The sequence below is a fragment of the Aeromonas sp. 9A genome, from assembly GCF_963900955.1.
GTDB classification, from domain to species: Bacteria; Pseudomonadota; Gammaproteobacteria; order Enterobacterales; family Aeromonadaceae; genus Aeromonas; species Aeromonas salmonicida.
Genome location: NZ_CAWRFG010000001.1, coordinates 4,639,440 through 4,653,468, shown reverse-complemented (window position 1 = coordinate 4,653,468; position 14,029 = coordinate 4,639,440). Strand labels below are relative to the sequence as shown.

Genomic DNA, 14,029 nt, shown 5'->3' with positions numbered 1-14,029 from the left:
ATAAAGCAGCGTCATGCTACTACAGGAGCCATGATCGAATCGATTCAATAATTGCTAATCATTTGCATCTGCATTGTTACTTAACGTATCAAACAGACGGCTTTTGGGTAGAAGAGAAGGGGAGCAGACGGGGACATCTCTGCTAAAAAGATCGGAGGAAAGAGAAAAGCGAGGGATCCAGCTCTATATAAGAAAAGAAAAGAGGATCCATTATCCCCAAGCTTTATCCATATTTATCCACACCCTTTGACGGTAGAATCCGGGTTCCGCATTTTTCAGGATCCATTCCATGGCCAAACTCAATCTCGTCGTCGGCTCCATGCTGGGCGCCGCCGAATATGTCGCAGACCACGTCGCCAACCTGCTGGAACAGGCGGGCCATCAGGCCGAGATCCACAATCCGGCCACGCTGGCCGAGGTGCTCGCCGAGCCGGACGCCATCCTGCTGGTGGTCACTTCCACCCACGGCGCCGGCGACGTGCCCGACAACCTGCAACCCTTCGCCAAGGATCTTGCCGAGCAGCATCCGGATCTTAATGCCTTGAAATATGGCGTGATCGCCCTCGGCGACAGCAGTTATGACACCTTTTGCCAGGGTGGCAAGACGCTGGATCGGCTGCTGGCCGAGTGCGGTGCCAGCCGGATCGGGGATCGTCTCGACATAGATGTCACCCAACACGAGATCCCGGAAGATGCAGCAGAAGCCTGGATCCAGGGCTGGATGCCGTTGATCGCCTGATCAGGGTCTGGGAGATCCGGCAGAAAAGCCTTGATCTCCCCGTTTATACCCAGATCGCTATCCACCAGGTTATTAACAGATTGATCCTGACGACTTGTTCTACATGGTTACCCACAACGACCGGGGGTAATGTGCATAACTACAGTGTAAAGCTCTGCAAAACCTATAGTTATCCATGTATGAGATCCAGCCCGCTAGCCGCCTGTGTATAAAAGCACTGGTTATCCCCCTGTTCACGGGGCCAGGATCCAAGCTTTTCCACAAGCTGAGATCGCCTTTAACCAGATGATCTTTATGATCAAAAAGCGCTTATCAACAGAAATGGTGGATCCTAATAAAAGATCCAATAAAAGATCGATCTAAAGATCCTTAAGATCTATTAAGTGGATCCTCCCTCCATACTGACCGTTAAGTAGACGTTCCCCTCAGGGCGTGAAACAGATAGAATGTTCCGCCCCTCAGCCCAGGCAAACAACGATCTTCAGACGTGCAGATCAAGGTGATCCCCAATGCAATACCATGAACAATTTGATGTGATCGTCGTCGGTGGCGGTCATGCTGGAACCGAAGCAGCAACAGCGGCAGCCCGTATGGGTCTGAATACTCTGTTGCTGACCCACAATATCGATACGTTGGGACACATGTCCTGTAATCCGGCGATCGGTGGGATCGGCAAGGGACACCTGGTCAAGGAAGTTGACGCCCTCGGCGGGATCATGGCGCGAGCCACAGATCTTGGCGGGATCCAGTTTCGTACCCTGAACTCCTCCAAGGGACCCGCGGTACGAGCCACCCGTGCTCAGGCAGATCGACTGCTCTACAAAGCCGTTGTTCGCCAGATGCTGGAGAACTACCCGAACCTGAAGATCTTCCAGCAAGCCTGTGACGATCTGATCATGGACGGGGATCGTGTTGCCGGAGTGGTCACCCAGAGCGGGATCCGCATCAGCAGCAAGACAGTGGTACTGACCGTAGGCACTTTCCTGAATGGCTTGATCCACATCGGGATGGAAAACTACAAGGGCGGCCGCGCAGGGGATCCTCCCTCGATCGCCCTGGCTCAACGGCTGCGCGAGATGCCGCTGCGCATTGATCGTCTCAAGACGGGTACACCGCCACGGATCGATGCCCGCAGCGTTGATCTCTCCGTGATGCAGGCCCAGTACGGCGATGATCCACGCCCGGTCTTCTCGTTTATCGGCAACGCCAGCCAGCACCCCCGTCAGGTGCCCTGCTACGTCACTCACACCAACGAGCGTACCCACGAGGTGATCCGCAACAATCTGGATCGCAGTCCCATGTACGCCGGAGTGATCGAAGGGATCGGCCCGCGTTACTGCCCGTCGATCGAAGACAAGATCACCCGCTTCGCGGACAAAACGGCGCACCAGATCTTCGTCGAGCCGGAAGGCCTGACCACCCACGAACTCTATCCGAACGGGATCTCCACCAGCCTGCCATTCGACGTGCAGGTGCAGATAGTGCGTTCCATTCGTGGTTTCGAAAATGCCCACATTACCCGCCCCGGCTACGCCATCGAATATGACTTCTTCGATCCGCGGGATCTCAAGGCCAACATGGAGAGCAAGTGCATCGGCAACCTGTTCTTCGCCGGCCAGATCAACGGCACCACGGGTTACGAAGAGGCCGCGGCCCAGGGCCTGATGGCCGGTTTGAACGCCGGTCTGCGTGCCCAGGACAAGGATCCCTGGCATCCGCGTCGGGATCAGGCCTACATGGGCGTGATGATGGACGATCTCTCCACCCTGGGGACCCGCGAGCCCTACCGCATGTTCACCAGCCGCGCCGAATATCGTCTGCTGCTGCGGGAAGACAACGCCGACCTGCGCCTGACCGCCATCGGCCGCGAGCTGGGTCTGGTGGATGACGAGCGCTGGGGCAAGTTCAACGTCAAGCTGGAACAGGTGGAGCTGGAGCAGCAGCGCATGCGTTCGACCTGGATCCACCCGCAACATCCGTCGCTGGAGGCGGTCAACGCCCTGGTCAATACCCCGCTGACCCGCGAGCAGAGTCTGGAAGAGCTGCTGCGTCGTCCCGAGGTAACCTACGATGCGCTGATGGCCATCGAAGGCGTGGGCCCGGCGCTGAGCGATCGCGCCGCCGCCGATCAGGTGGAGATCCAGATCAAGTACGCCGGTTACATCGAACGTCAGCACGACGAGGTGGAGAAGCAGCTGCGCAACGAGAACACCCTGTTGCCGCTGGACATGAACTACCGCGACGTCAACGGTCTCTCCAACGAGGTGATCGCCAAGCTGAGCGATGCCAGGCCGCAGACCATAGGTCAGGCCTCCCGCATCTCCGGCATCACACCGGCAGCCATCTCCATCCTGCTGGTTCACCTGAAAAAACACGGCCTGCTGCGTAAAACCGCCTGAGGATCCCCATGCTGGAAAGATTGAACGGCCTGCTCATGCAGGCCGGTATTGTTATCACCGACACCCAAAAGACCCAGTTGGTTCAGCTTGTCGAGTTGCTGCACAAGTGGAACAAGGCTTACAATCTCACCTCGGTGCGTGATCCCGACGCCATGCTGGTCAAGCATATCCTCGACAGCCTGGTGGTGAGCCCTCACCTGCACGGTGAGCGCTTCATCGATGTGGGGACTGGTCCTGGGCTGCCTGGCTTGCCACTGGCCATCATCAATCCTGACAAGCAGTTCGTGCTGCTCGACAGTCTGGGCAAGCGGATCAACTTTATCCGCCAGGTGATCCAGGAGCTGGGGCTGACCAATGTGACGCCAGTCAAATCCCGGGTGGAAGAGTATCAGCCTGATGTGGGGTTTGATTGTGTGCTCAGTCGGGCCTTTGCCTCGCTGGAGGACATGCTGAGCTGGTGTCACCATCTGCCGTCCGAACAGGGCAGCTTCCTGGCGCTCAAGGGGCAATATCCCGAGCAGGAGCTGGCCCAGTTGCCTGCCAATATCCGTCTGGTAGCCTGTCATGAATTGCGGGTACCGGAACTGGAAGGCGAACGTCATCTGCTGGAATTCAAACATATCCAGCCCGAATAGGGTCGCAGTTTCATTTAGGGGATAGTGTGGGAAAAGTCATCGCCATAGCCAACCAGAAGGGTGGAGTGGGTAAAACCACCACCTGTGTGAATCTGGCCGCCTCCCTGGCCGCTACCCGGCGCAAGGTGCTGGTGATCGATCTGGATCCTCAGGGCAATGCCACCATGGGCAGCGGCGTCGACAAATACGAAGTCGAGCGCACCGCCTACGAGCTGCTGATCGAAGATACCCCCATTGCCGAAGTGATCATCCCCGAAACCTCGGGGGGCTATCACCTGATCGCCGCCAATGCCGACGTGACCGCGGCCGAAATCCGTCTGATGGAATTCTTCGCCCGCGAGATCCGACTGCGCAACGCCATTGCCTCGGTACGGGACAAATACGACTACATCTTCATCGACTGCCCGCCTTCTCTCAACATGCTGACCGTGAACGCCATGGCCGCCGCCGATTCCGTGCTGGTGCCCATGCAGTGCGAATACTATGCACTGGAAGGGCTCACCGCTCTGGTGGACACCATCAGCAAGCTGGCAGCCGTGGTCAATCCGGAGCTGAAGATCGAAGGGGTGCTGCGCACCATGTTCGATCACCGCAACCGGCTGGCCAATGATGTGTCCGATCAGCTGAAACAGCATTTCGGGGACAAGGTCTATCGCACCATCATCCCCCGCAACGTAAGACTGGCGGAGGCCCCGAGTTTCGGAGCCCCGGCCATGCACTATGACAAATCATCGGTGGGCGCCAAGGCCTATCTGGCGCTGGCGGGCGAAATGCTGCGCCGCCAGGAGCAGGAACGTCCGGTGACCATCGCAGACCGAGAGAGCATATGACGCCGAAAAAACGTGGGCTGGGCAAGGGGCTGGACGCCCTGCTCAGCACCAGCACGGCCGCGCGCCAGAAACAGGTGATGAGCGACCAGCGTACTGAAGAGGCCATGGCCCCCACCCATCAGGGGGAACTGCGCAGGCTGCCGGTGGAGTGGCTGCAGTCCGGCAAGTACCAGCCGCGCAAGGATATGTCGCAGGATGCGCTGGAAGATCTGGCCAATTCCATTCGCGCCCAGGGCGTGATCCAGCCGATCGTGGTACGCCCCCTCGGCGAGCAATCCTTCGAAATCATTGCCGGTGAGCGGCGCTGGCGAGCTTCCCAACTGGCCCGCCTCGACGTTGTGCCCTGCATTGTCAAGGATGTACCTGACGAGGCCGCCGTCGCCATCGCCCTGATCGAGAACATCCAGCGCGAAGATCTCAATGCCATCGAGGAGGCGGTTGCCCTGCAGCGGCTGCTGACCGAGTTCGAACTGACCCACCAGCAGGTGGCCGAGGCGGTGGGCAAGTCCCGCACCACTGTCACCAACCTGTTGCGCCTCAACCAGCTCAACGATGACGTGAAGCGTTTCGTCGAGCACGGCGATCTCGACATGGGCCACGCTCGTGCCCTGCTGGCCTTGAGTGGTCAGGCCCAGTCCGAACTGGCCAAGCTGGTCGCGCAGAAGGGACTGACAGTGCGAGATACCGAGAAACTGGTGCAAAAAGCGCTGGAACCGGCAAAAGCCAAGGTTGAACCCGTGCGCGATCCACAGTTTGGTTATCTCGAGCGCCAGCTGTCGGAAAAAATTGGCAACCAGGTTCAGTTACAGGTTGGCAAGCAAGATAGCGGAAAGTTAGTAATAAGTTACGGGGATTTAACCGACTTGGACCGTATTTTGGGCTATTTTGGCCTGTCGGAATCGTGATTTTTACGCTTTTTGTAGTAATAAAACATCCATTCCTTTTGATATGAACATAACCTTAATTCTGTGCGGAAAGCCGCAAAAATTAAGGGTTTTTGTCATATTGCAATCACCGCCTTCAAGGGTATAATTTGACCGGCTTTTGGGGCTGTAAATTCGTGCGTGCCAACATGTCGATTTTTACAGTTCTGTAATGTTCAGGGGGCATTTGGTGGAGCAGAAATTAGCCTGGAAAGGTTTGACACTGGCCTTGGCTATACTTGCTTGCCAACTTACCCTGATCCTGGCTGTGAGTGCCACTTGGGCTCATCTAAGAGGTATTCCGGCCGGATACGCGTCCCTCTATGGGGGAGGCGTATATCTGATTCCACAACTCCTGTTCAGTCTGTTTACGTTGAGCCGGAAGCTTGGCCCCGGGAGTGCGGGCTGGGTGTTGTGGGATTTTTGTGTTGGAGCAGGGATCAAGCTGGTAAGTACTGTCGCACTCTTCGTGACAGTGCTCCTGTACGTCGAGGTGGAACATCTCCCCCTTTATGTCACTTATGCGCTCTCCCTGTTTTTCCAATGGGTCATCACGATCGTTCTCAATAACCGCTACTAGGAAAACTCATGGCTGCAACCGGAGAAGCCCTGACTACTCAGGGATACATCTCCCACCACCTGCACCATCTGCAAGTGGGTTCGGGGTTCTGGACGGTAAATATCGACTCCATGATATTTTCCGTTATCCTCGGCGCTCTGTTTATCTGGATATTCCGCAAGGTGGCCGCGACTGCGACCAGCGGTGTTCCGGGCAAGCTTCAGTGTTTTGTAGAAATGGTTGTCGAGTTTGTGGATGACACCGTCAAGGGTATCTTCCACGGTAAGAGCAAGCTGATCGCTCCGCTGGCGCTGACCGTGTTCATCTGGGTTTTCCTGATGAACCTGATGGACCTCATCCCGGTTGACTACCTGCCCTACACGGCACAAGTGCTGGGCATCCCCTACTTGCGAGTAGTTCCTTCCGCCGATGTTAACATCACCATGTCCATGGCTCTGGGAGTCTTCGCCTTAATCATCATTTACAGTATCAAGATGAAAGGTGTCTCGGGCTTTGTGAAAGAGTTGACCCTCAACCCTTTCAATCACTGGGCATTGATCCCTGTTAACCTCGCGTTGGAGTTGGTTACCCTGCTGTCCAAACCCATCTCTCTGGGTCTGCGTCTGTTCGGTAACATGTATGCCGGTGAACTGGTATTTATCCTGATCGCCGGTCTGCTACCGTGGTGGTCCCAATGGCTGCTTAGCGTGCCTTGGGCGCTGTTCCACATTCTGGTAATTACTCTGCAAGCCTTTATCTTCATGGTGTTGACCATTGTCTATTTGTCGATGGCCAGTGAAGACCATTAATCCTGTTACGTTTACTAGCTCTGTTTGGAGAATATAAAGATGGAAATGATTTACTTCGCCGCTGCAATCATGCTGGGTATGGCCGCTGTCGGTGCCGCTATCGGTATCTCTCTGCTGGGTGGCAAGTTCCTGGAAGGTGCTGCTCGTCAGCCTGACCTGATGCCTATCCTGCGTACCAACTTCTTCATCGTAATGGGTCTGGTCGACGCAATCCCGATGATCGTGGTCGGTATGGCTCTGTACCTGATTTTCGGGGTTGCAGCCTGATAAGTGATGCTGTTGTTATCACTTTCTTTTTAAATTTCATATAGAGAGGTCTTGGTTGTGAGTATCAATGCCACCCTCCTCGGTCAGACACTTGCTTTCATCATTTTTGTCTGGTGCTGCATGAAGTTTGTATGGCCGCCCCTGATGGCTGCCATCGAGGCTCGTCAGAAAGCTATCGCTGATGGTCTCTCTTCCGCAGAACGCGCCAAGAAAGATCTGGATTTGGCCAAGGCCAACGCCACCGATCAGCTGAAAGAAGCCAAGCTCCAGGCCGCACAAATCATTGAACAGGCTAACAAACGTAAAGCCCAGATCATTGATGAGGCGGCTGTTGGAGCACACACTGAGCGGGAAAAAATCCTGGCTCAGGGCCGTGCCGAGATCGACGCTGAACGTCATCGCGCCAAAGAAGAACTGCGCAAGCAGGTTGCTGCTCTTGCCATTGCGGGCGCAGAGAAGATCCTGGCGCGCCACATCGACCAGGCTGCCAACAGCGACATCGTCGACAAACTGGTAGCAGAACTGTAACGGGAACGGGGCTATGTCTGAACTGACTACAATCGCTCGCCCCTACGCCAAGGCTGCTTTCGAGTTTGCCGTTGAGCACAAGGCGGTTGACCAGTGGCTGGGGATGCTCGGCTTCGCTGCACAAGTAGCGGAGAACGAGACCATTCACAACCTGGTACACGGCTCTGTGGCTGCCGAAGAGCTCGCAAACCTGTTTGTGGGCGTCTGCGGTGAGCAACTCGACGAGCATGGCCAGAACCTGATCCGGGTAATGGCTGAGAATGGTCGCTTGGGTGTGCTGCCGGCGGTCCTTGCTGAATTTGTCGCGTTCAAGGCTGAACTGGATAAAGAAGTTCAGGCTGACGTGATTTCGGCGATCGAACTGACCGACCAGCAGAAAGCCAATATTCAGGCTTCTCTGGAAAAACGTCTCGCGCGCAAAGTGAAGCTGAATTGCAGCATGGATGCGTCCTTGATGGCCGGGGTGCTCATCAAGGCCGGTGATCTGGTTATCGACGGCTCTGTCCGCGGTAAGCTGGATCGCATGGCCGACGCGCTGCAATCTTGATTGGGGTATTAGAGCATGCAACTGAATTCCACTGAAATCGCCGAGCTTATCAAGCAGCGCATCGCGCAGTTTGATGTCAAAAGTGAAGCGCGTAACGAAGGTACCATCGTCTCTGTGAGCGACGGTATCATTCGTATTCACGGCCTGGCCGATGCCATGCAGGGTGAGATGATCGAGCTGCCGGGCAACCGCTTCGCTCTGGCATTGAACCTGGAGCGTGACTCCGTTGGTGCTGTGATCATGGGTTCCTATGACGGTCTGTCAGAAGGAATGAAAGTAAAAGGCACTGGCCGTATTCTGGAAGTGCCGGTAGGTCGTGGTCTGTTGGGCCGGGTGCTGAACACCCTGGGTCAGCCGATCGACGGTAAAGGTCCGGTCGAAAACGACGGCTTCTCGCCGATCGAAGTGATCGCCCCGGGCGTTATCGAGCGCAAGTCCGTTGATCAGCCGGTTCAGACCGGTCTGAAAGCCATCGATGCCATGATCCCTATCGGTCGTGGCCAGCGTGAGCTGATCATCGGTGACCGTCAGGTGGGCAAGACCGCCATCGCGATCGATACCATCATCAACCAGAAAGACTCCGGTATTAAGTGTGTCTACGTTGCGATTGGCCAGAAGGCCTCCACCATCGCCAACGTGGTACGCAAGCTGGAAGAGCACGGCGCCCTGGCCAACACCATAGTGGTGGTTGCCTCTGCGTCCGAAGCTGCCGCCCTGCAATACCTGGCTCCGTATGCCGGTTGCTCCATGGGTGAGTACTTCCGTGACCGCGGTGAAGACGCGCTGATCATCTATGATGACCTGTCCAAGCAGGCCGTAGCTTATCGCCAGATCTCCCTGCTGCTGCGCCGTCCGCCAGGACGTGAAGCTTACCCGGGTGACGTTTTCTATCTGCACTCCCGTCTGCTTGAGCGTGCTGCTCGCGTCAACGCCGAGTACGTAGAGAAGTTCACCAATGGTGCCGTGAAAGGCCAGACCGGTTCTCTGACCGCGCTGCCGATCATCGAAACCCAGGCCGGTGACGTGTCTGCATTCGTACCGACCAACGTGATTTCCATCACCGATGGTCAGATCTTCCTGACTTCACAGCTGTTCAACTCCGGTATTCGTCCGGCGGTTGACCCGGGTATCTCCGTATCCCGTGTGGGCGGTGCTGCTCAGACCAAGATCGTCAAGAAGCTGTCCGGTGGTATCCGTACCGCACTGGCCCAGTATCGCGAGCTGGCGGCATTCGCCCAGTTCTCTTCTGATCTGGACGAGGCAACTCGCAAGCAGCTGGATCACGGTGTGAAAGTGACCGAGCTGATGAAGCAGAAGCAATACTCTCCGATGAGCGTTGCCCAGCAGTCGCTGGTGCTGTTCGCCGCCGAGAAAGGCTATCTCTCCGATGTCGAACTGAACAAGATTGTCGACTTCGAAGCCGCTCTGCTCTCTTACGCCAATACCCAGCATGCTGAGCTGATGGCTGAAATCAATGCCAAAGCAGATTACAACGACGCGATCGTTGGCAAGCTGACTGCGTTGCTGGATGACTTCAAGGCAACCCAGACCTGGTAAGCGTGTGTGGCAGCGCGAGCTGCCACCTGATGGAGAGTAAGAGATGGCCGGCGCAAAAGAGATACGTAACAAGATCGGGAGTGTGAAAAACACTCAGAAGATCACCGGCGCTATGGAAATGGTGGCAGCAAGCAAAATGCGCCGTGCGCAGGAACGCATGTCTGCCAGCCGTCCGTACGCTGAAACCATGCGCAAGGTGATCGGCCATATCGCCCAGGGGAACTTGGAATACAAGCACCCCTACCTCATGGAACGTGAGGTCAAGCGAGTGGGTTACATAGTCGTCTCCACCGACCGTGGCCTGTGTGGCGGTTTGAACATCAACCTGTTCAAGGCTGCCCTCAATGACATGAAGCAATGGAGCGCGAAAGGTGCCAAGGTTGACCTGGCTCTGATCGGCAACAAGGCCTCCAGCTTCTTTGAACGGCACGGCGCCAAGGTGCAAGCTCATGTCGCAGGACTGGGTGACAACCCGAGCGTCAATGACCTGATTGGTTCAGTCAAGGTCATGCTGAAGGCTTACGACAACGGTGAGATTGACAGGCTGTATCTGGTGTACAACAAGTTCGTGAACACCATGGTGCAGCAACCACGGGTCGATCAACTGCTGCCTTTGCCCGTAACTGAAGACAGCAAGCTCGCCAAGAAACACCACTGGGATTACATCTATGAGCCGGATCCCAAGCAACTGCTGGACACCCTGCTGATTCGCTATGTCGAATCCCAGGTATACCAGGGGGTGGTAGAAAACTTGGCAAGTGAACAGGCAGCCCGAATGGTTGCCATGCAAGCCGCGACTGACAACGCCGGCAACCTGATTAACGACCTGCAACTGGTGTACAACAAGGCCCGTCAGGCCAGTATTACCCAGGAACTGACAGAGATCGTATCCGGTGCTGCTGCGGTGTAAGGCAAGGGTTATCAAAGGTTTAGAGGATTTGACATGAGTAACGGTTTCATCGTCCAAATCATCGGCGCTGTGGTGGACATCGAGTTCCCGCAGGATGCCGTGCCCCAGGTGTACGACGCAGTCAAGGTCGTCAGCGAAGGTCAAGGTCAGGGTCTGGTGCTGGAAGTTCAGCAACAGATCGGTGGCGGCGTCGTTCGTTGCATCACCATGGGCTCCTCCGACGGTCTGCGTCGTGGGTTGGAAGTAATGAATAGCGGTAAATCCATCCAGGTGCCGGTCGGTGTATCGACTCTGGGTCGGATCATGAACGTACTGGGTGAGCCGATCGACGAAAAAGGTCCGATCGGTGAGGAAGAGCGTTGGTCCATCCACCGCGCGGCCCCCAGCTACGAAGATCAGTCCAACAGCAACGACCTGCTGGAGACCGGCATCAAGGTTATCGACCTGGTATGTCCGTTCGCCAAGGGCGGTAAAGTCGGTCTGTTCGGTGGTGCCGGTGTAGGCAAAACCGTCAACATGATGGAGCTGATCCGTAACATCGCCATCGAGCACAGCGGTTATTCCGTGTTCGCCGGTGTGGGTGAGCGTACCCGTGAGGGTAACGACTTCTACCACGAGATGATGGAGTCCAACGTACTGGACAAAGTATCTCTGGTTTACGGTCAGATGAACGAGCCGCCCGGAAACCGTCTGCGCGTAGCGCTGACCGGCCTGACCATGGCCGAGAAGTTCCGTGACGAAGGTCGTGACGTGCTGTTCTTCGTGGACAACATCTACCGTTACACGCTCGCGGGCACCGAGGTATCCGCACTGCTGGGCCGTATGCCGTCTGCAGTAGGTTACCAGCCGACCCTGGCCGAGGAGATGGGTGTTCTGCAAGAGCGCATCACCTCCACCCGGACCGGTTCCATCACGTCAGTCCAGGCCGTTTACGTGCCTGCAGATGACTTGACCGACCCGTCTCCGGCGACCACCTTCGCCCACCTGGACGCCACTGTCGTTCTGTCCCGTCAGATCGCGGCACTGGGTATCTACCCGGCCGTTGACCCGCTGGACTCCACCTCCCGTCAGCTGGATCCGCTGGTCGTTGGCAAAGAGCACTACGAGACTGCTCGTGGCGTTCAGACAGTACTGCAGCGTTACAAAGAGCTGAAGGACATCATCGCCATCCTGGGTATGGATGAACTGTCAGAAGAAGACAAACTGACCGTAGCCCGTGCCCGTAAGATAGAGCGTTTCTTGTCCCAGCCGTTCTTCGTGGCAGAAGTGTTTACCGGTTCTCCGGGCAAATACGTGCCGCTGAAAGAGACCATCCGTGGTTTCCAGGGCATCCTGAAAGGCGAGTATGACGATCTGCCTGAGCAGGCGTTTTACATGGTTGGCAGCATCGACGAAGTCGTCGAGAAATCCAAGAAACTGTAAGCCTCGATAGGAGGGCCCATGGCTGAGATGATCTCCTTTCACCTGGATGTGGTGAGCGCCGAAGGGAAACTGTTTTCCGGTCGCGTGCAATCTGCTCAGGTATCAGGCCTCGAGGGTGAGCTGGGTCTCCGTCACGGTCATGCTCCGTTGTTGACTGCCATCAAGCCGGGCCTGGTCCGTCTGGTGAAGCAGAATGGAGCGGAAGAGGTGCTGTACATCTCCGGCGGTATGCTGGAAGTACAACCCGAATCTGTGACCGTACTGGCGGACACTGCGATTCGTGCCAAGGATTTGGATGAGGCGAAAGCCCTGGAAGCCAAACGTGCGGCCGAAGCGCGGATCCACAGCTCCCATGGTGATATCGACTACGCCCAGGCCGCCACCGAGCTGGCCAAGGCGATGGCCCAACTGCGGGTTATCGATATCGTCAAAAAGAATTACCGTTAATTGCGGTGATGTAAAAAGCGACCTTCTGGTCGCTTTTTTTTTGCTCGTTGGATAGACTCCGCCGAGTATTTTTTCATGTTCCAAAGGTCGAATTATGTCCCTCAACGTCGTGATCCTGGCTGCGGGTAAAGGTACTCGCATGCGCTCTGCCCTGCCCAAAGTGCTGCATCCGGTAGCCAATAAACCCATGGTTTCCCATGTGATCGACACCGCCCGCCAGGTCGGTGCCGAGCAGTTGCATCTGGTGTATGGCCACGGTGCCGAGCTGTTGAAGGAGCGGATCCTGGCGCCCGACTTGAACTGGGTGCTGCAGGCGCAGCAACTGGGTACCGGCCATGCCGTCGCCCAGGCGATCCCGTTCTGGAAAGATGAAGATGACGTGCTGGTGCTGTACGGCGACACCCCGCTGATCCAGCCAGAGACACTGCAACGGCTGCTGGCCGCCAAGGCCGACAAGGGCATGGCGCTGCTGACAGTGGTACTGGACAACCCCACCGGCTACGGCCGTATCGTGCGGGAAAACGGCCAGGTGGTCGGTATCGTCGAGCAGAAGGATGCCAATGCCGAGCAGCTGACCATCCGTGAAGTGAACACGGGTGTGCTGGTAGCCAACGGCGCCGACCTGCGTGGCTGGTTGTCGCGCCTGGACAACAATAATGCCCAGGGCGAACTCTACCTGACCGACGTGATCGCTATGGCCCATGCCGATGGTTGCCCCATCGCCGCCGTCCATCCTGACAGCGCCATGGAAGTGGAAGGCGCCAACAACCGGGTTCAGCTGGCAGCGCTCGAGCGCAGCTACCAGAAGATGCAGGCCGAGAAGCTGATGATCGCCGGTGCGACCCTGCTCGACCCCGCTCGTTTCGATCTGCGTGGGTCGCTCGAGATCGGCGAAGAGGTGGTGATCGACGTCAACGTCATCATCGAAGGCAAGGTGACGCTCGGCAACCATGTGCGCATCGGGGCCGGCAGCGTGCTGAAGGATTGCGTCATCGGCGATCATACCGAGGTGAAACCTTACTCCATCATCGAAGGGGCTCAGGTGGCGGATCTGTGTTCCGTCGGCCCGTTTGCCCGTCTGCGTCCTGGCGCCGTGCTGGAGCAGGATGCCCACGTCGGCAACTTCGTCGAGATGAAGAAATCCCGTCTCGGGGTCGGTTCCAAGTGTGGTCACCTCACTTATCTGGGGGATGCCGAGGTGGGTGCCAAGGTGAACATCGGTGCCGGCACCATCACCTGCAACTACGACGGTGTGAACAAGTTCCAGACCATCATAGAGGACGATGTGTTTGTTGGCTCCGATACCCAGCTGGTAGCGCCGGTGCGCATCGGCAAGGGTGCTACCCTGGGGGCCGGTTCAACCATCACCAAGGATGTGGCCGAGAACGAGCTGGTCATCACCCGTGTGCCCCAGCGCCACATCAAGAATTGGGCCCGTCCGGTCAAGAAGAAGTGAT

Annotated in this window: 15 protein-coding genes; all 15 read left to right on the top strand. The window is 56.7% G+C overall.

What is annotated here, in order from left to right; genetic code table 11:
* Nucleotides 1–289: 289 nt before the first annotated feature.
* Nucleotides 290–739, top strand: coding sequence for an FMN-binding protein MioC (gene mioC / locus AACX78_RS21540; RefSeq protein WP_103472774.1), 450 nt, complete (start codon nt 290–292; stop codon nt 737–739).
* A 509-nt stretch (nt 740–1,248) separates the two neighbouring features.
* Nucleotides 1,249–3,138, top strand: coding sequence for a tRNA uridine-5-carboxymethylaminomethyl(34) synthesis enzyme MnmG (gene mnmG, locus AACX78_RS21535; RefSeq protein WP_159167378.1), 1,890 nt, complete (start codon nt 1,249–1,251; stop codon nt 3,136–3,138).
* A gap of 8 nt (nt 3,139–3,146) precedes the next feature.
* On the top strand, nt 3,147–3,773 hold the full coding sequence (gene rsmG, locus AACX78_RS21530; protein ID WP_065402526.1) for a 16S rRNA (guanine(527)-N(7))-methyltransferase RsmG: 627 nt from the start codon (nt 3,147–3,149) through the stop codon (nt 3,771–3,773).
* 26 nt (nt 3,774–3,799) lie between these two features.
* Nucleotides 3,800–4,603, top strand: a complete 804-nt coding sequence (locus tag AACX78_RS21525; RefSeq protein ID WP_159167377.1) for a ParA family protein — start codon at nt 3,800–3,802, stop codon at nt 4,601–4,603.
* On the top strand, nt 4,600–5,508 hold the full coding sequence (locus AACX78_RS21520) for a ParB/RepB/Spo0J family partition protein (RefSeq protein ID WP_159167376.1): 909 nt from the start codon (nt 4,600–4,602) through the stop codon (nt 5,506–5,508). The genes AACX78_RS21525 and AACX78_RS21520 overlap by 4 nt, the downstream gene beginning before the upstream one ends.
* Nucleotides 5,509–5,698: 190 nt before the next feature.
* A complete protein-coding gene (locus AACX78_RS21515) occupies nt 5,699–6,106 on the top strand; it encodes an ATP synthase subunit I (protein ID WP_005319613.1) in 408 nt (135 codons plus the stop codon).
* Nucleotides 6,107–6,114: 8 nt separating this feature from the next.
* Entirely contained in the window at nt 6,115–6,894 is a 780-nt protein-coding gene (atpB, locus tag AACX78_RS21510) for a F0F1 ATP synthase subunit A (RefSeq protein ID WP_005319615.1), read from the top strand.
* 39 nt (nt 6,895–6,933) lie between these two features.
* Complete coding sequence (gene atpE, locus AACX78_RS21505; RefSeq protein ID WP_370881544.1) at nt 6,934–7,161, top strand: F0F1 ATP synthase subunit C; 228 nt, start codon at nt 6,934–6,936, stop codon at nt 7,159–7,161.
* 57 nt (nt 7,162–7,218) lie between these two features.
* Entirely contained in the window at nt 7,219–7,689 is a 471-nt protein-coding gene (gene atpF / locus AACX78_RS21500) for a F0F1 ATP synthase subunit B (protein WP_005319619.1), read from the top strand.
* Nucleotides 7,690–7,702: 13 nt separating this feature from the next.
* A complete protein-coding gene (gene atpH / locus AACX78_RS21495; protein WP_005319621.1) occupies nt 7,703–8,236 on the top strand; it encodes a F0F1 ATP synthase subunit delta in 534 nt (177 codons plus the stop codon).
* Nucleotides 8,237–8,251: 15 nt separating this feature from the next.
* On the top strand, nt 8,252–9,793 hold the full coding sequence (gene atpA / locus AACX78_RS21490) for a F0F1 ATP synthase subunit alpha (protein ID WP_005319624.1): 1,542 nt from the start codon (nt 8,252–8,254) through the stop codon (nt 9,791–9,793).
* A 43-nt stretch (nt 9,794–9,836) separates the two neighbouring features.
* A complete protein-coding gene (gene atpG, locus AACX78_RS21485; protein ID WP_005319626.1) occupies nt 9,837–10,703 on the top strand; it encodes a F0F1 ATP synthase subunit gamma in 867 nt (288 codons plus the stop codon).
* A 33-nt stretch (nt 10,704–10,736) separates the two neighbouring features.
* On the top strand, nt 10,737–12,125 hold the full coding sequence (atpD, locus tag AACX78_RS21480; RefSeq protein WP_005319628.1) for a F0F1 ATP synthase subunit beta: 1,389 nt from the start codon (nt 10,737–10,739) through the stop codon (nt 12,123–12,125).
* An 18-nt stretch (nt 12,126–12,143) separates the two neighbouring features.
* Nucleotides 12,144–12,572 carry a F0F1 ATP synthase subunit epsilon gene (locus AACX78_RS21475; protein WP_005319630.1) on the top strand — a complete coding sequence of 143 codons (429 nt, stop codon included), beginning with the start codon at nt 12,144–12,146 and terminating at the stop codon, nt 12,570–12,572.
* A gap of 94 nt (nt 12,573–12,666) precedes the next feature.
* Nucleotides 12,667–14,028, top strand: coding sequence for a bifunctional UDP-N-acetylglucosamine diphosphorylase/glucosamine-1-phosphate N-acetyltransferase GlmU (glmU, locus tag AACX78_RS21470; protein ID WP_159167375.1), 1,362 nt, complete (start codon nt 12,667–12,669; stop codon nt 14,026–14,028).
* Nucleotide 14,029: the final 1 nt, after the last annotated feature.